This window comes from Fulvivirga sp. M361 (genome assembly GCF_007097395.1).
In the GTDB taxonomy this organism is placed as follows: Bacteria; Bacteroidota; Bacteroidia; order Cytophagales; family Cyclobacteriaceae; genus Fulvivirga.
On sequence record NZ_VKDC01000056.1, the window covers coordinates 25874 to 44360 of the forward strand.

General features: G+C 40.8%; 16 protein-coding genes. 9 read left to right on the forward strand and 7 right to left on the reverse strand.

Annotated features, from left to right (window positions below):
• Positions 1-135 precede the first annotated feature (135 nt).
• Positions 136-948, forward strand: coding sequence for a class I SAM-dependent methyltransferase (locus FNH22_RS30215; RefSeq protein WP_143402276.1), 813 nt, complete (start codon positions 136-138; stop codon positions 946-948).
• Between the two features lie 342 nt (positions 949-1290).
• Entirely contained in the window at positions 1291-1494 is a 204-nt protein-coding gene (locus FNH22_RS30220; protein WP_143402277.1) for a hypothetical protein, read from the forward strand.
• A 612-nt stretch (positions 1495-2106) separates the two neighbouring features.
• Here the strand turns inward: FNH22_RS30220 and FNH22_RS30225 are convergent.
• Entirely contained in the window at positions 2107-3261 is a 1155-nt protein-coding gene (locus FNH22_RS30225; protein WP_143402278.1) for a CHAT domain-containing protein, read from the reverse strand.
• Positions 3262-3823: 562 nt separating this feature from the next.
• Here FNH22_RS30225 and FNH22_RS30230 point away from each other — a divergent pair.
• Positions 3824-4828: a glycoside hydrolase family 5 protein gene (locus tag FNH22_RS30230; protein ID WP_143402279.1), complete on the forward strand. Its 1005-nt coding sequence runs from the start codon at positions 3824-3826 to the stop codon at positions 4826-4828.
• Between the two features lie 154 nt (positions 4829-4982).
• Here FNH22_RS30230 and FNH22_RS30235 read toward each other — a convergent pair whose 3' ends face one another.
• From FNH22_RS30235 to FNH22_RS30255, 5 genes are all read right to left on the reverse strand, one after another.
• Entirely contained in the window at positions 4983-5543 is a 561-nt protein-coding gene (locus FNH22_RS30235; RefSeq protein WP_143402280.1) for a hypothetical protein, read from the reverse strand.
• Positions 5544-6245 carry a hypothetical protein gene (locus tag FNH22_RS30240; RefSeq protein WP_143402281.1) on the reverse strand — a complete coding sequence of 234 codons (702 nt, stop codon included), beginning with the start codon at positions 6243-6245 and terminating at the stop codon, positions 5544-5546.
• 1004 nt (positions 6246-7249) lie between these two features.
• Positions 7250-8989, reverse strand: a complete 1740-nt coding sequence (locus tag FNH22_RS30245) for a 7TM diverse intracellular signaling domain-containing protein (protein ID WP_185154505.1) — start codon at positions 8987-8989, stop codon at positions 7250-7252.
• Between the two features lie 595 nt (positions 8990-9584).
• Positions 9585-10016, reverse strand: coding sequence for a thioredoxin fold domain-containing protein (locus FNH22_RS30250; protein ID WP_143402283.1), 432 nt, complete (start codon positions 10014-10016; stop codon positions 9585-9587).
• A 59-nt stretch (positions 10017-10075) separates the two neighbouring features.
• Positions 10076-12445: a TonB-dependent receptor gene (locus FNH22_RS30255; RefSeq protein ID WP_255518193.1), complete on the reverse strand. Its 2370-nt coding sequence runs from the start codon at positions 12443-12445 to the stop codon at positions 10076-10078.
• A 116-nt stretch (positions 12446-12561) separates the two neighbouring features.
• Here FNH22_RS30255 and FNH22_RS30260 point away from each other — a divergent pair, with 116 nt between their 5' ends.
• From FNH22_RS30260 to FNH22_RS30270, 3 genes are all read left to right on the forward strand, one after another.
• Positions 12562-13215 (forward strand): metal-dependent transcriptional regulator, encoded by a 654-nt coding sequence (locus tag FNH22_RS30260; protein WP_143402284.1) that lies wholly within the window; start codon positions 12562-12564, stop codon positions 13213-13215.
• A gap of 343 nt (positions 13216-13558) precedes the next feature.
• The gene (locus FNH22_RS30265; protein WP_143402285.1) at positions 13559-13771 is read left to right on the forward strand and encodes a heavy-metal-associated domain-containing protein; all 213 of its coding nucleotides are present in this window, start codon (positions 13559-13561) and stop codon (positions 13769-13771) included.
• Between the two features lie 10 nt (positions 13772-13781).
• Complete coding sequence (locus FNH22_RS30270) at positions 13782-14069, forward strand: fibronectin type III-like domain-contianing protein (RefSeq protein WP_143402286.1); 288 nt, start codon at positions 13782-13784, stop codon at positions 14067-14069.
• A 446-nt stretch (positions 14070-14515) separates the two neighbouring features.
• Here the strand turns inward: FNH22_RS30270 and FNH22_RS30275 are convergent, their stop codons facing one another.
• Complete coding sequence (locus FNH22_RS30275) at positions 14516-15376, reverse strand: LamG-like jellyroll fold domain-containing protein (RefSeq protein WP_143402287.1); 861 nt, start codon at positions 15374-15376, stop codon at positions 14516-14518.
• 488 nt (positions 15377-15864) lie between these two features.
• On the opposite strand from FNH22_RS30275, the gene FNH22_RS30280 reads away from it, so the two are divergent.
• The 3 genes from FNH22_RS30280 to FNH22_RS30290 form a co-directional block, all read left to right on the forward strand.
• Complete coding sequence (locus tag FNH22_RS30280) at positions 15865-16995, forward strand: AraC family transcriptional regulator (protein ID WP_143402288.1); 1131 nt, start codon at positions 15865-15867, stop codon at positions 16993-16995.
• Positions 16996-17075: 80 nt separating this feature from the next.
• Entirely contained in the window at positions 17076-18173 is a 1098-nt protein-coding gene (locus FNH22_RS30285) for a type 1 glutamine amidotransferase domain-containing protein (protein WP_143402289.1), read from the forward strand.
• 91 nt (positions 18174-18264) lie between these two features.
• Positions 18265-18487 (forward strand): hypothetical protein (locus FNH22_RS30290; RefSeq protein WP_221420383.1); only part of this gene is annotated, 223 nt, incomplete at its 3' end.

Genomic DNA, 18487 nt, shown 5'->3' on the forward strand with positions numbered 1-18487 from the left:
AAAACACACACTTGATAACAAGTTTATGGGATCAAACAGAGATAAGGCCTGTCATGCCCAAAGAAACCATGACCAGGTAAAAACTATTAAACAAATCATGGACAATTTCTTAAGAGTAAGACCAAAAAAACCAATATGGAAAATGCATATGATAAGCGAATTGTGACCTATGAAAAGATTACCAGCTTTTCTGAGGAGATGTTTTCAAAGATGGAAGAGATTGTCCATCCTCAAGAAGGGCAGTATATTCTAGACGTTGGCGCTGGATACGGTGCGGTTACCCAAGCCATTTTTAAACGAAACTCCGGGGCTAACATTTACTACTCTCTGTTGGAAAAAAGCACTGTACAACTAGATAGGGCCAGGGAAGCAATCAGAAAATTGACCGATGAAGATATTAGAGAGAAGTATTTTCGCTTTTTTAATTGCCCAATGACCGATACTCCTTTCCCAAAACATTATTTTGACACGATCATAGGTAAGATGATTTTGCATGAGCTTCCCTCTGCGGAGCAAAGTATTGCCGTATCAGAGATGTACCGTATTTTAAAACCGGGCGGAACCTTTTACTTATGGCAGACTATTTTAGATGAAACAACAGTCACTTTTTTTGGAAATCTGATGCGGAAAAAAGACGAGTTAGCCGGTTATGATTCCATGACCCGTGATCGGCATTTTGTTAAGGAACGTACTTTTTACTCACTGTTCCAACAGGCAGGTTTTGGCACATGGAAGAAAGAACAAACGTTTGAATACCAACTAAATAGTCGTTATCGCCTGGCGTCCGAGTTCAATAATGATGAAGACAAACTTCAACAGTGGCATCAATACATTCTGGAAATGGTGAACGAGCGTGGTGCAAACTTTGCTAACCGTATTAAATTTTCCATAAAAGACGGAAATGTCAGTCTATCCTTTAAACAGGGCATCTTTTCAGCCACTAAATGAAAATCCCACTTTCCGTATTTTTCTACTGACAGCAGTACCACCGCCTATAGAGGGGCTATACTTGTAATTTCATACCACTTTCAAGCCAGGAAGGTTTATTGCGTCTAAATGACATGATGCTGGTTTTCAACAATTTTCATTAAAGCAGAACTTCTAATTACATAAAAGGTCCGGAAACTCCTGCATGGGTAATGCCGCACCGTGAGCTAAAACAAGACTTCATTATAAAATTTTAAGTAGGAGCATGTTTGAAATTCTCAAAATTGGCCGCTGGGCCGGCATTCCGGGCGCAGGCTTGCTCAAAACTCAAAATTTAAACATGCTCTAAAAAAATCTTTCTATATGAAAAAAACAGCCAAAACCTTTGAGCAAGGTGAAATAGTATGCAAGATCGCTACCGGAGAGTCATTTACGGTACTTCATATTTCCAATGGTACAATCACCCTTTCTAATACCCGCGGATCAGTCTGTATACCTACCTGCAGGGGGTATGAATACAAAGTATTATCCCCGAGGAAACTCCAGAAGAATATAAAGCTTAAGTAATGCTGGACTAACCTGTGCTTACTTACCTTCAACAATTTGATTTATCCAATCGCTATCAGGTAAACGTAATACATTACGAGTCTTTTTTAGGACGCTTTAGCAGCCTGCATACTCATTTTTAACCACATAGAAGTTATTACACTTCCTCTTAACCCATACCATTTCATTTTATATTCTCAGTGTTAGTTATCTATTTTATAAAACTTATTATACTGTCAAATATTTTGCGTAAAAACTTGATAAATGAATAACTCTTGACCTCCTCTGACCTTTTTCGATTTTTATCTGCCGTATTAATAAACTTCCTACTCCTAATTACCACTCCCGGGTAATCCTTCGACAATTTCCGTATTGAGGAGGTCAAGGAGGTCAACAGATCTCTTTTCAAATAAGTTATCTTCAGAATCTTCCTAGACAATAGTAATTGATGCTTTCAAAATCTGTGGTACACGGTTAATTTTACTAACCACTTCGAATCCATCTAAAGGAATGTCATTATACTCGTCAGCTTCTGAAGCAATGCCCCAGCTTAACTCGTAATAGAGTTTTTTCCTGTTTTGAAGACTTTCAAGTAATAGCAAACACCCCCCAATACCCTCTTTTCCTTCCCTGTCATTTTTTCATCTGTTTCTTATAAAGAACAATACCTATGCCCATCACCAAAAGCAATCCGAGTCCAAAAGCTATCACAGTTATCGCTCTACTTTCCCGAAACGCAATTGGACTACTGTCTCCAATGGTAATAAAAGAAGCCCAGTAATATGGATGAGAGTACACCGGATGGCCACTGTTGTTAAGGTAATGAAGTTGTGCATTTCTGAGTGACGCATCTACGGACAGACCATCGGCGAGGTATTCGTAAAACTGAACCATAATGGTGGAGGAGGCCAAATCCGATACATTCCACAGGCTGATGGTTTGCGTAGGACATCCTGCATACATAAAGGCGCGAGACAAGCTCATAACCCCTTCTCCTTTTTTGATCTGTCCCCTACCCGTATTGCAAGCACTCAGCACAGCCATCCGGTTGGGTAATTGCATGCTGTAAATATCAGATGCGTAGAGTAAATAATCCGTTTTCGAATTGTTTGAGCCAGTTGTGTCACGTTCTGTTCTTGTTTCTGTGGAAGGAGAGAATACCAGACACGAATTCAATGATTCCTGATCGTCCAGCAGGGCATGCATAGTCAGTTGGACGACGGAATATTCCGGGGCCTTTTCCCGAAACCTGCTCGCTGTGGCCTCTGCCCCCAGCCAGGCATCTCCATCCATGATCTCAGCGATCTCCTGAACCTCTTTTTCAGCACCGGGAAGTTGCACCTCTCCCGCACGGACCAGGCTGGCCAGCATGTCAGGCCAGCGTTCTTCTTTACCAGGTAAGGAATCATAGGCAGGAGCAAACCCTCCGAAGGCATAACGCGCATGGTTATTAGCTTCTGATGTCTGTTTGATGGACTCCACCCACAGGTTGGCAGAAGCTGCGTAATGCAGGTCATAATCCTTGATGACATACGGTAGTTGAGAGAACCTGCTGACAGTTTCGTTCGAAGGTCCTGGCTTCACAAGCGTACCAAAGTTAAGTTGTGCCAGTTTACCATCCGGTACGATGACCAGCGACTGAATATCAGCGGGCAAATTCGAAAGTGGCTTTTCTAATAAGAGGCGATACAGTTCTGTTGCCAACTCATTATAAGCCAACACATCCAGCATGTCCGGATCCGGTGGGGCCTGGAGTTGGTTTTGAAAGGTGTTTAATCTGCTGTCCAAAGAATCAGTAAGTGAAAGGGTGTCTAACCAAAGTTCTTGGTGGGTCAGGGTAAAAACGAACAAGGATTTACCATCCAGGAAGTACTCAATCAGGGCTTTATCCGGACCAAGCTCCTTTTGTACCTCTTCCGGAGGGGCGATCTTTTCCTGTGATTATTATTTGCCATCATAAATTGTTAGGACACCTTTAATCCTAAGTTTAAATTGGTTAATCTTTAATAATGGGATGATCGATTTATCTGAGAAAAGAATTTAATAGAATACCAATTCATATAGTATAACACCCATAAGTTAAAACTAGATTACTCGTATTTTGAAATTTCTACTTCTAAGGGACCTAAATTTAGATAAAGCCTTAAAAAGGGCATCATTAACGGATTAAGAGGGGTTAAATAGATAAAGCCAGAACCTGGAAAATCTTAGCTTGTTGAATTTATTACAGGCAACCAACGTTTGGGATCTTACAATAATGATGGACATTTGCCTCTTGAATCTGTTGAATTCGAATTTTCGAAGGTAATATTTCAACCGCAGAACCTGCAGCAAGCTTAATTCTCAAACCATGAATTTCTTTAAAAAGTGTTTATTTATTTGCCTGTTACTATTTAGTCAAACATTACTATGGGCCCAGGAAACAATTTCAAAAATCGAAGTCCGTGGCAATGAATTTGTAGATGAGTCGGGACAGGTAATCGTTTTTAGAGGCTACAGTTCCAGTGACCCGGATAAGCTTGAAACTGAGAAGAAATGGAATAAGCGATATTTTGCCGAACTAAAGAACTGGGGGGCCAACATCGTCAGGTTTCCCGTACATCCGAAAGCCTGGAGAGAAAGAGGGAAGGAAAATTATTTGGCCCTATTAGACGATGGCATAAAATGGGCAGAGGAATATGGACTGTATGTCATTATCGATTGGCATAGTATAGGTAACCTAAAAACCGGACTATATCTGTCAGATATGTATTACACAGATAAAAACGAAACATTTAATTTTTGGAAAATAATAGTCGAACGATATGGTAAGAATCCAATCGTTGCTTTTTATGAGCTGTTCAATGAGCCAACTACGAATGAAAACAGGTTTGGTCGTTTATCATGGAATGAGTGGAAAACCATAATGGAAGAAATCATTATTGTGGTTAGGGCCAATGGTGGGGAGGGCATTCCATTGGTAGCAGGGTTCAACTGGGCTTACGACCTTACTCCCGTCAAATACAAGCCGATTGAAGCAGAAGGAATAGCTTATGTGAGCCATCCCTACCCGCAAAAAAGGGAAAAACCCTGGGAAGAAAAATGGACGGCAGATTGGGGTTTTGTTAAAGAAAACTATCCATTAATACTCACTGAAATGGGTTATTGTGGCCCAAATGACCCGGGAGCACATGTTCCTGTCATAAGCGACGAATCCTATGGTATCGCCATTACTGATTACAGCGACCGGCGTAACATCTCCTATATTGTTTGGGTGTTTGACAGCCAATGGTCACCCAGACTGTACATTGATAACAAATTTACACCTTCGGGTAGCGGGAGATTTTTTAAGCAAAAACTGAACACTTATAAGTGAACCACAAAGTAGCATGTGTAATAATGTAAGAGTACCGTCCGGCTATATTGAAAAAGGAATTAAACTTACCTGTTGACCGTGTCCTTAGAACATCTTAATCCATCAAGGCTTCTTAAAGCACAATGTTTTTAAGAATTGGCACCTAATCCATAATCTATTGTGGCTTTTTTTTTGTTGCTGAAGCGATCTTAATTCCCAAAATCCCAAAACCCATTGTCAAAGACATAAATATTCCCATGTAGTTCAGCAAAAAAAGGATAACAGTAAGCTGTATGGTCAGGGAGGAAGAGCTTTGGATCACTTTATATACATCATCCCGTCCCCATGCTTCTACCAATTTCATATGACTGCCATGCATTTGGAGGCCTTCTTGCAACTCCCCATTCGGCCAAATTGGAAAGAGAAGATCAGCAGTATGTGGGATCTCTTCGACATAATAACCATAAAGGAAAAGGTATGAAACAAACATGAGTACAAAAGTGATCCCCAGGATAACGGCATATTTTGTAATTCGTTGGGAGGGTAATCGCTTGATCTTTTGTTTATTGACCCATAACATCAAAAGGGTCAGTGCACATACGGACTCTATAGAGGCTCCAAAAACCACCTGTGAAGCTCCGGGAGGAACTCCCAGCTTGGTAATCAGTATGGTCATCCCTGGTATTAAGGCAAAAGTTGCCGAAATACCTGAAAATACATTGCCTAGTTCTTTCATTTAGAATTGTACACTTACGGACTGCACAGGCTCTACCGATTGGGGTAGCGGTCGATGGGTAATCGTTTTAAACCTGCCGTTTGCATGAAAAATAATCTTAAAAACCGTTTGATCAATACGCACAAACGTATCCGTAACAGAAGTATTTACCTTGTAGAGTTCCATATCTTCAATACTTCGCTCCAGCTTGGTATCGCTGAAAAGTTTATCCCATACCCGAATAGGCACCATGTACACTTCTGCACCCTTAGGATCTGACCTGATTTCAAGCTTGATCACGCTCAGGTCTACCCCTCCATAGGGGATTTTCAACGTTCTTTTATCTTTTGCCCTTAACCAGTTCCACATGCTATAGGAATTCTTGGCTATCCCCGTACACTCCAGTTCATCTATACTTGTTGAAATCTCGGCAGGCACATCTGCCTTGATCAGGTACCTGGTATCCGAATCCTGTTGTAATGGCCGGATCCAACCCGACTGCCAATCTATATCAGAACCTTCCGGGGTTTTGAGTGTAAAAGCTACAATTTTATAGTTGCTCAAGGTTTCACTTTCCACATGCATAAAAAAGGAAACCATCCGGGAAGTATCTATCTGACCCGATGCAGACAGACTTGAAGCAATTAGTAAGTATAAAAACATACTCACCCTTTTCATCAGATATTCACTCATTTCTTTTGGCATTTTCTTCACTACAAGCATAGAATACGTCTTTATTGTATATAGGTGTTTGAGTGACATTTACTATTCCTGAACTTTTTCATTGTTGATATGCATTCAATGTAAAGAAAAACGACATGAAATTATCCTACCATTGCAAATTCGGCAAATATCTTTAATACCCGGGCTTTGTCAGGAAGTTGATAATGTCAAACTACTAAATAAAATGCATACAAATTGAAGTTATCCTAAAAGTTATACATGATCTTATAGCACTGAAAAAGTCTTTTTTGATTAAAAAAAGAGGATAAATTCATTTCAAAACACTGACTATAAGGGTAATGCAGAGCGAAAGTGTCTTGGTAATAACGTAATGCGTTTTGATATTTCTTCTTTGAAAACCCACATGAGTAAGGTCAGTAAAAAAAAGCAACAAAGTATAAAATAACGGATACTACGTTTTCTATTTCTGTTCATCCAGATTAGATTTTCAATTGTTTTCTTTAGGTAAATTAATGTTGATGCCTTAAAGAAAGGATCACATGAGCTATTTTCGATAACAGAGAGATCAGTCCCGGACTACTGTAAAACCTTGTAAGCCTAAAATTTTATTAATCCCACCATCCCGACTTCGGGCTATATGGGTAGCCATTCAAAAACACTTATTCCAAGTGGTAAATCCATATTTGATACCCAGCCTGCTCTTTGATGAGTAAATTTCCGTTTACGGAAACGTCGATAGAGGATTCCTCCTGATGATGACGGGATAGTATGTAGGTGTCTGATTTTTTTATACTTGTATTTCGTTTCATATTTATATTGCTCTGAAAAATATCAAACGCTGGGGCATTTGTATTTTGTAGTTTAAACCCGGATCATGCCTTATTGAAAATGATTAATCGGCTCAAACATAACGAGGGAAAGTGAGATTCAGCAACCCTTTAGCCATATGTAGATACCCTACAGAATTACGACAACATCATTTCCAACCCAGAATAAGGCATTTTAAAAGTGGGCTTAAGTAATAAGAATTCGTTTTTATCGTTTCATACCTCCGATTGGATCGAAGCGTTTTCTGCAAATCCAACGATATCCATGTTGTCCGGATCCATGCCAAGCTTTTTCTTTACTCTTCGTTTCGCTTGCTCAACCGCACGTCTGGAGACATTTAGAATAATTGCGATTTCTTTATTTGACAGCTTCATTTTTAAGAAGGCCAATAGCTTATGATCGTTTGAGGTGAGATGAGGAAAATTGCGTTCTAGTTTTGAGAAAAAGTCCGGATGTACATTCTCAAAATGTATCTTGATACCTTTCCAATAGTTCTCGGGTTGCTTCAGATTATCCAGCTCTCTGATGACATATTCCCAGGGGTTGTTTCCAGTACGAACGTCCATCTTTATTTTATCAATAACCTCCGTAAGCTTATCATTGAAATTAAGTAGTTGAATGGAAGTTGTCGTAAGTGATCGCGCTTTTTGATTGACATCTTTCTCAAGTTGTTTACGTATGGCTTCTTCCATATTAAGCTTTTCTTTCTGCATTTCATTTTGATACCTCACCTGGTGCATAGCCCGTTTTGAAACTCTTAATTTATAGGCCACGGCAAATGAAAAAACAACCACTTCTATCATCTGAAGCGTATAGCCAGTATGGATCATCACATTGGTTGAAACCCATCCCATGAGATTGGCCACATAGAAAAAGCCTATTGTACAAATAATAAAATTCGCTATTAAAAGAAAACGAGCACTGGGTATACTGACAGATAACCGCATAGAACAATACCAGGTGATCAGAAAAGAGAGAGTACCGATCACAATTGTGAGGTAGAGGCTAATTGTATAGTAAGATAAAACAAGGCATACGAAGATGATCAAATACGCCCAGGGGACCCATTTCAAAACCCTGTATATTACAGGCATATTGATTTTGAGGTCGAGGCATTTGAGGGAAAATAACAAGTAACAAAGAAAGATACCTGAAAAGCATATATACTGTACGTTTCGAATCCAATCTTCTGTCTGTAATAACCTCGTCTCCAGATGAGCATCTGTAAGGAAAAGACAAGTCAGGACAGTGGCAATATTGTAGAGAGAAAACAGAAAGTACTCTCGATAAAGTGTAATGAACGAAATACAAAGGTTATAAACAAACATAACGAAGATCACACCCAGAAAGAAATAAGTTAAACGCCTGCGTAGTTTATATGTATTTTCATACCCTGACTGCATATAGAGTTTGATACAGTCGGGCAGGGCATAATCCATTAGATGGCGTGAATTTTTGGTGACTGACTTTAATCTATACAAATACTTTTGCGTGGATCCGGCCGGAATGGAATGACGTATAATTAAGCCCCAATCCAACACGGGGCGATCATCAAAAGGCATCAAATAGCCCGATGAAGTGACCCGTTCTGGTTGACCATTAAGAATTTGATAAAGTTCTACGTAATCAGTCATTTTACCATTCAGGTAAAAAGTATTGGGGCGGTCGGTATTGTTCTTAATAGAAAAACAGACCCAGACTTCTTTCTCATCACGCGTGATAGATACATTTTCCCAGGATAAAAAACGATCTTTTGTTTCCCATGCATCCTGTGCTGTAATATGTTTTTCATAGACAGGTAAGAAAAGTGCTTGATCATTCAGGCAATAGAGTTCTGTCGAATGATCAAGCAAGACCGGGTTAACTGTCCCCCGGCTAATTGAATTGGGGCCTTCTAAGGAGTCGGAAATTGGAATTTCAACACCAGAAGCGCTAAATGTAGTTGTTGTAAGCACCCCGAGTAGAAGATAAATTACCACCCTAAACGTCATGAGTAGTGTAGTAATGCCATCATAAGCACAACCTATTTAAGTTTCTCATTATCAAAATGTAAGGTGCAAGAATCCTGAAAAATACATCAGGATTTACCGTAATGGCAATGCTAAGTTATCGATCAGAATGCCATTTTTTTATGACCGAAAGTTAAAAAGAAATAGGATTTGTCTCAAACTAAAACACCCTTCACACTCACAGATGTATGAAATGTTTGGGTTGACGGGTAGAAATTCCCATCCGGTGGTCAATCAATCTTCAAGCGGGTACCACATGCTGCACTAATGCATGCCTGTCGTTCATTTTTACTGACAGTAAGTAACATCGCGTTGGTACTATTTACACAATGTAAGTCGCAATGCTCCTCTTCATCAGGACGTTCATTATCTTCAACTCCGTTATACACGAAGGTAATTCGTACCGGTGGTCTTTACCGGCATAAAAATCATTGTAATGCTCATAAAGACTTCCAGACACAGCCATTTGGCTCATGTCTGATTTTGAGATTGGCGAACTTAAAGGCGGCATCAGGGCAAAGTGGTATAAAATCCATCATTATTAGTGCAGCGCCCTTAGTAATTTCTTACTATCCATATATTCAAAATAACGTTTCTTTACATTAAATGCTTCATCAAGAATAATCATGGTAGGTGGTGCAAACTGACCATTGCGTTGGGCCAGTACCTCAGCTAGTTGATGTATGGCATTTCGTTTTTTCCCGGCCTGTGCATTCACAAATGGTTGCCCGTCAAAATAAACTGTATCTGTCCTTTCAGCATCCATACGTACGGCATAGTACTCTTTGTTCAACAGATCGATCACTTCAGATTTGGTAAAAACCACTTTATCCATTTTGCGACAGTAGGTACACCACTCTGTGTAAAAGTCTATGAATACCTTTTTAGGTTGTATTGCCAGTGAATCATCCAGCTGATCAAAAGAAAGCCAGCGCACCGCGTCCTTCTCCTGCGCACTCGTCTTAACACACATTAGAAGGAATACCGTCAGGAAACAGAGGCAACTTCTAAGAATAAAAGGATTATGGTGCATCAATGTAAATTACCGATTTTTACGGACACAAAAATAGAACGAGGGGCAGCCGGACCGTAGATATAATCCGAATCTCTGCCAGCTCCTGAATCAAAATCATCCTGATAACTATTAAATATATTTTTCACACCTCCACTTAGCTCAAGGTGAAAGTTTTCCCTGACATCAAAGTGATAAGAAGCTTTAATATTCATATCCAGGAAAGGGTCAGATTCAATCAGATCCAGGAAACCCAATTCATTCACTACGCGAGGAACGATCATAGCGCCGGTGTAAGTTCCTGTAAAATCGAACCTGAATGCTTCGGTAACGTTCCAGTTAGAAGTAAAATACCCGTATAGGTTAGGGTTCCTGGTGAATTCATCAACGACTACAACGGATTCTCCGTCCGGCTCACCTTCCGGTTCAAACAATATCTGTTCTTCATCGAATAAAGCCCGCTGGGCTGTTCCTCCAAGTTGGAAGGAAAACTTCCTGGAAGGTGAAAAACCTGTTTCGAAATTCACACCAGAAACGGAAGCTCCGGAACCATTTCTAACTTCTTCCAGGATAGAGCCATTGGGCAGTACAGACCCCGTACTTACCTGCACAAAAGGGTCAACCAATTGGGTGTAAAAACCTTCTATAAGAAAGTTAGTTTGGGTCAACCCAAAATCACGCGTGAGGCTTAATGAGGCCGTATACGCATTGGATGTCTCTTTGTCAAGACCATCAGAAAGGATGACAAACTGAGGTTCTCCACCTACCGAAGAAATGTGAAGGTCTTCATTGAAGGCCTGTGGCGCACGGAAACCACGAGCATAACCACCGCGGAATTGCATGTTATCCGTTAACTGATAAAGTAGCGTGACCCTGGGGCTGAAAACGCCCAGGTTTACGTCGGAGGAGCGTTCGATCTCTCCCACCCGGTACTCTCCGTCCACATGGGTTGCATCGTATCTGGCTCCAAGAAGTGCCGTCAGGCGGGTGGTTGGTTTCCATTCATACTGACCGTAAAAACCAAATGTGTTGACACGTTGGTCTACCAGGCGATTGTAGCCGGCTATTTCATCTTCTGTATCATTAAACTGATTTTCGATGCCAAAAGTAAAAACATCATTATTATCCATACTTCTGGTATATTGTACTCCCGTCACAATAGCGATATCGTCTGTATTACCGTAGGCATTGATGGCCAGCAAACTGTCTTCAGGAGTTCTGCCTCCACCTAAGCCACCATAAAAACTACCTCGATTTGTGACTTGAGCAGAAGAATAGACTGAAAACTTATCATGCTGATTTTCTGACCAGAAGTCATACGTCATTCCTGCAAAGGTTGTATTATGGTCCAGTTCTTCGGTAATATCTGTGAAGTGCGGGGCCAACTCTAAACGATCTCCTCCCCTGCGGTATTCCTGGATGGAACTGAAATCAAGCGAGAGCTTACTTCTATCCGTAGGTTTCAAAAATGCTTTGGCCCCTAACACATTGTTTTCAAGGTTTACCAGCTCTGTGAACCCGTCCCCATTGGCATCATAGCTGTCACGGTCCCTGAACATCCCATAGAAAGTAACGCCGCTGTTGAGGTCTTCACTTACAATGGAACCATTGAAATTGACTGTATGGTCTACTGCATCCCCATCGATGACAGCAAAGTTTGAGCCGATCTGCCAGGCATTTTCCACAGGCTCCCTGGTAATAATATTGATGGTGCCGGCTATGGCATTGGATCCGTAAAGTGCCGAACCCCCACTTCGGACCACCTCCACTTTTTCTACAATATTAGTAGGGATCTGGTCCAGGCCATATACACTATTTAAAGCGCTAAAAACAGCCCGGCTATTGACTAAAATTTGGGAGTAGGCGCCTTCCAGCCCATTGAGCCTCACCTGGGTAAAACCACAATTCTGACAGTTGGTCTCCACACGGACACCTGGTTGGTAATTTAATCCTTCCGATACCGCAATAGACTGGGTAGCCGCCAGAATCTTGTTACTCAGCACATTCACTACCACCGGGGCTTCTGTTCGGTCCAGTTCATACCGGGTACTACTAACTACCACCTCCTCCAGATTGAGTAGATCTTCCTTTAAAGTAATTTCAACAGTGTTATCGCTACCAGCCTGGACATCCAGTGATGTAGTGAGAGTGCGATAACCAACGGAACTTACTTTTAAAGAGATAGTACCGACAGGTACGTCTTCAATTTTAAACACTCCGGACTCATCTGTAATATCTCCCAACGAGGACTTTGATATCGAAACAGTGGCATATTCAAGAGGTTTACCATTTGAAATGACCTTTCCGGAAATGCTTCCTGTATGTGCCGTTAAGGTAGTCGATATGCAGAGCATCAAACTACCTAATGCAAATTGTATCCATTTATTCATGCATGTAGTATTAATACAAGTCTTATTCTATAATTAGGTTAGCAAAATTAACAAGTTAGATTAATCTAACAAATAAAATTTAGAATACTTTTTATCTTTAGGGTCAACTTTTAATTATGGCTACACCCACCGAGGAGAATTATTTGAAGGCGCTATTTCAGTTATCATCAGAAAGTGGTGAGGTAAGTGTCTCGGCGCTTAGCGCTGTTCTAAATGTAAGTAAGCCTACAGCTAACAGTATGGTTAAAAACCTGAAAGAGCAAGGGTTAGTGGTATATGAAAAATACAGGCCGTTACTATTAACTGACCAAGGCAGAAAAGCGGCAGCGCTCGTTATACGTAAGCATAGGCTTACCGAGATGTTCCTGGTAGAAAAAATGGGATTTGGCTGGGACGAGGTGCATGAGATAGCTGAACAAGTGGAACATATTAAATCCCCCGCTTTTTTTGATCGTATGAATGAATTGATGGACTACCCTACCGAAGACCCGCATGGTTCGCCCATACCTGACAAAGAAGGAAAGATCATCCAGCAACACTACAAGCGTCTCAGTGACTGTAAAACCGGTGATCACGTCAAGTTGACGGCATTAAGACAGTCCTCAAAAGAGTTTTTAACATTTTTAGATGATCGGGGTTTGAGTCTGGGAACAACAGTAACAATAGAAGTAACAGAACCTTTTGATAAGAGCCTTGTCATTCAACACGATAATAAAAAAATATCCCTGAGTTTTGAAGTAAGTGAAAAACTGATGGTTGAAGTTCAGTAGCTTACATTTACCCATCGCGAAAATTGCTTTACCGAGTGCTGTATGGACCCAGGTGTAACATTTGACCTCACCAATTCCACGATCAACTAAGTTTCTTGAGAATAACCCTTATAAGTAAAACTTATCACCAAACCCCTCATGGAACTAAAGTCCGACAGAACACAACTTAAGCCTGCCAGATAATTGTAAGTTTCAACTTACTTTGCTGAGTTTCAATATATCGTTTAAATTAATGATCGTTTATATGTAGTAGGGCTATTCATGCATCCAATGGTTTTTGCCAGGCCCAATGGCAGCTGATGTGGCTATACTTTAAACAAGCTTCTAAATAAGATAAGTTAAAATGCATACACTGAAATTTAAATCCAACATTAACTGTACAGGTTGTTTATCAAAAGTCAAACCCGTGTTAGATGAACAAAAAGACATTCATCAATGGAATGTAGACCTTGATCATGAGGATCGCATCCTGACAGTAGAGGTAAATGATCTTAATCCCATAGAAGTGGAAAAAACGGTTGAAAAAGTTGGCTTTAAATTAGAGCTTCTGACATAACCATATCGCCATGCTTCCCACCGTATATGGAGTAGTGGAATTAGAGCCCCTAGAACTAAAGGGCTTTGCCAAAACCATGCTCAAAAAAGGGGAAAGCAAAACCATAACCATTGAAGTATCTCCTGAACAATTGGCTTATTATCAAAACGGTCAATGGGTGATAGAACCCGGTTTATATGAAATAAAAATTGGTGCTTCCAGTACAGACATTCGCCTTTCGGGAACGATGGAAATTACCGGTGACAAGATGGTAATTGATCAACGCAGCGTACTGTTTTCTGAAAATCAAGTACAATAGGCCACTCATGAAAAATAGTTTTAGCTCAAAAAGTGTGTTTTTGACGTTTAAATGCACCTTTTTATGGGAGGTTTGGGTGTTTTGAACCTCAAAATCATTGATATTATGCCATTTTCGAGGTTTTTATCTTCTATCACGGTCTGATTTGCAATAAGCGACTGAGCAACATCATTTTCCAAGTGTATTTGTAATATGATGATAATCAATAAATTGTACACTGTATTGCCAGTGGCCCAGTGACCAGCACCCAGAAACAAACCTTGAAAATGGAATTTTCGAGAGAGCCCTACAATAAATAGTGTAATGATCATTTGTACTCTTTTGTCCTCCTTAGAGACTCTCACAGAGGCCCCAAGAGTCTTAAAAAGTCAGATTTTACCCAGTGATTAGCCCTAGCTCAGATATCAGCATCCCTGACGGGCGGCTGAACTGGAGAAAAGTCTGCATTACAACATAGATTTGATGCCCCCTTTTAATTGGTAAAGTTCCATCACCTGATCATCCGTCAAGGGTGTATTGAATATTGCCAATTCATCCATTAGCCCAATAAAACTCAAGCCAAGATAAATATTTGATTTTTCGAGCTCCCATGTAAACGGGTCATCTATCCCTTTTATAGTCCCCATTTTTTTGCCATCCAGGTAAAGACTTGCTAAACTTTGGGCTGTGCCCAATCCATCATAAGTGATGAGCACATGCGTCCAACTGTTTTTAGTGAAAGGAGGTTTTTTTACTCTGACAAATCGTTTTTCTAACTCCTCATCCACCGGAGAATTCAAGGTGTCCAGCGTCCATACATCCTTGTCACCGATGATTCCCAATCTGAAGTCACGCGGGTTTTCTTTGGTGAAATCTACCCAAATAGAGGCGTCATCATAACGGGTATCCGTAATTTGTATCGGATCGGTAAAACCTGGCTCAAGGTCTGTGGAAGGGTCAAGGCTTAGCCAAAAGGAAACGGTGCCTGACCAGTTTTGCGGATCATAGGCTATGTTGCCCTTACTTTTATAAAAAATGACTTTACTGCTCTTTTTCCCAAACCGGAATGCATCACCTACCCGGCCTTTTCCCTTAACAATTTCATGGTCCGTATTCGTCATTCCTACCTCAGCACTATCTAAGTTTTTCCTGGAATCAGCAGTATAGATACTGGCATCTCCCAGTGCTACGTCTGCCTGAGTGCCGTTATCAAAAGAAACGTAAAAAGTCAGTGCATTTTTAAATCCGGGAGAAGAACTGGACTCGCAGGACAATAGCGAAAGGAATAAGACTCCTATGATGGTCTGATAAATAGTTAAGTATTTCATAGTTTACGTTGAGTAAGGAAGTCTTTAAATATATAGAATTATTTTGTCTTCAAGGTCTCTCACAGCGTCCTTTGAGAGCCTTAGAAAGTGAAATTAAAAAATTGACCCGGTGATCAACTTTCACCCGGCTGTCAGAGTCCCAGGTAGGAGACCGAACGGGATAAAAGGCATAACGATACAATCTTTCGAATTTATCATGATATGTTTCGTTAAACCAATCCTTAAATTTCTTGTATTCCGACTGGCTCATTGACTTCGAACAGAAATTTCACTTTCTCAAATTCTTGACAGAAGGCACCCGATAATTTAACAAATCAGACTTCTTTGAGCCAATTTTCAGAAATATTAAACGGTTTGAAGCTTTGCACCAATGAAATGGTAAAGACACTTTCCCACACTATTACGGTGGTGGTATAAACAAAACTTTTGTAAAAGAAAGTACAGAGGAGGTTTACAAAGTATGTGGTACATAAAACCTCTTTGTACAAATGAAGAGGGCCTTGCACATTATTGTCCATAACAAGGGCCTGTCAAAGGGAAGATACCGTCATGAATATTTTAGTTACTTTGCATACATGCCGGCAAATGATATTGTATTGATCATTATCAGTGGTCTGGGGGTGGTCCATGGGTTATTCCTTGCCTTATTTTTATGGACGTACTCTAAGGGAAAACGGATGTCCAACAGACTATTGGCCCTGCTTTTAGTGGTGTTTTCTTTTCGGATCGGTAAATCGGTATTGCTGGAATTCGCTACGGCTTTGGATATTAAGCTGGTATTTACCGGGCTCGGCACACTTATGGCTATCGGTCCGCTTTACTACCTTTATGTGTTGAGCTGTGCTGATCCTACATTCCGGCCCAAAAAAAAGCAGCTTATTCATTTCATTCCGGCCATGTTGGGTATGTCCTTTGGTTTGTGGGTCAGGGAAGAGCATACGGAGACACTACCTATACTTATTTTCTTTGTGTTGTTTGTTACCTACTACAGTCACTATTTATTATACCTGCTGGTGAGCCATGCATACATCTCCAGGCAAAGAAAAGCCGGACTTAATAAAAACATATATGACTTATTAAAGCTGTTGTTTTATGGAATGTTGGTCATCTGGTTTGCTTACGTGTTGAATTTATTTGATGATACAGTTCCGTATGTGGTAGGCCCAATATTATATTCCCTGGTCGCCTATGTTACCAGTTTTATCATCATACAAAAGGGGTATATCCAGTCCGTGGGACAAACCAAATACAAGACTACCTCAGTGCCTGATGAACAGCAGGAACAAATCTATTCAAAGGTACTTCAACTCATTGAAAATGAGGAATACTATAAAAACCCGGATGTCAGTTTAAGATCGCTCAGTGAACGACTCCATATCAGCACACAGTCGCTTTCTATGATCATCAATCAAAAAAGCCGGAAGAATTTTAATGGTTTTATCAATGATTACAGGATAAAAGAAGCCAGGCGCCTGCTCCATGATGACCGGCACAAAAACCATACGGTGGCCGCTATTGCTTTCGAGGTAGGCTTTAATAGTATTTCGAGTTTTAACACGGCCTTTAAAAAGCAAACGGGTGTTACCCCTGCTGTTTACAGAATGAAGGTCATGAAATGATCTTTTACGCTTTCGAAATGATCATTTCGAAAGACTTTTTCCGGACGTAGCTTCTATTTTGTTCCAAAAAATCAAGTACTATGTCAAAGAAGAAAGTTTTTATCAAATGGTCTTTAATTGTATTCTCATGCCTGATCGTTTTGATCGTTGCCTTTGGATTTTGGTTCATTAGCCTGGTCCCTCCACTGGAAATTCCCCGTAAAGATATGGCACGCACCTTACCACAGGACTTACCCTACCTCGCAGGCCGCCTGTCCCCATCAAGGGGGAAGCTACTGGCTATAGTAACGAGCTGTGACGCAATGGGCTATAAAAACAAAAAGACCGGTTATGAGCTTACAGAACTGTCACGGGCTTATTACGTTTTTCAGGCCAATGGTTTCGAGGTAGACATCGTCAGTCCCAAAGGAGGTAAACCACCGGTAATCATTGATGATGGTGATATGGGCGTGTATGACTATGCCTTTTTGAACGACCCTAAAGCACAGCGTAAGGTAAACAATAGTATAGCCATGAAACATGTAGACCCTAAAGAATACCAGGGGGTTTATTTCGTTGGTGGCAAAGGCGCTATGTTTGACTTTCCCAATGATACTCACATCCAGTCATTGGTGCTTGAACATTACCAGTCAGGGAAAGTGATCGGAGCGGTATGCCATGGGCCGGCGGCATTGGTCAACGTAACACTTGACGATGGGAGTCCATTACTGGCAAAAAAGAAAATCAGCAGTTTCACCAATCATGAGGAGTTGTTTTTGATCCGGAATGCATCCGATATTTTCCCTTTTCTTCTCCAGGATAAGATAAAGGAACAAGGCGCCGATTTTGACGAAGGATACATGTACCTCGAGAATGTAGCATGGGACGGGAACCTGATAACGGGGCAAAACCCATGGTCCACCTGGGGGTTGGCAGAAACGATGGTCCGCCAGTTGGGTTATGAACCTGTAAGCCGGGAAAAGACCGCAGAAGAAAATGCCGTTGATGTATTGAATCGTTATGAGGCCAAAGGCTTTACCTCTGCAAAACGTGCAACGACTGAACAGTTCCTAAAGCAAAATAAGCCCATCGACAGGGAAGTTCTCGCCGTACACAGTATTGTAGCTGCCATACAGTGGAAATTTGGAAAGTCTGCTGATCTGATCCGTTTACTGGTGTATCTCAAGTCGCTAGACTGACTTTTTCTAACCTATGAAAACATGGGGAAATAAAACCTAAGCTTCACATCTTTAACCTGCATTATCCCAAATTACGCAATAGGATTTTCTAATGCGTAGCAATAGAGTATCTTTTGGTATGAATTGGGAGATACGCTTTAGTAGACAGCAAGTTACGGCATGGTCAGGTTTGGCATTTTTAAGGAGAATAATGGATAAGATGGGGTTCAGCGAGCATCTTTTAAGCGGAGATATGTTGCCCGAACCAAAATCAAACAGAGGATATAGCCCATTGACCATCATAGAGGCTTTTATGGTCAGTGTCTGGTGTGGTG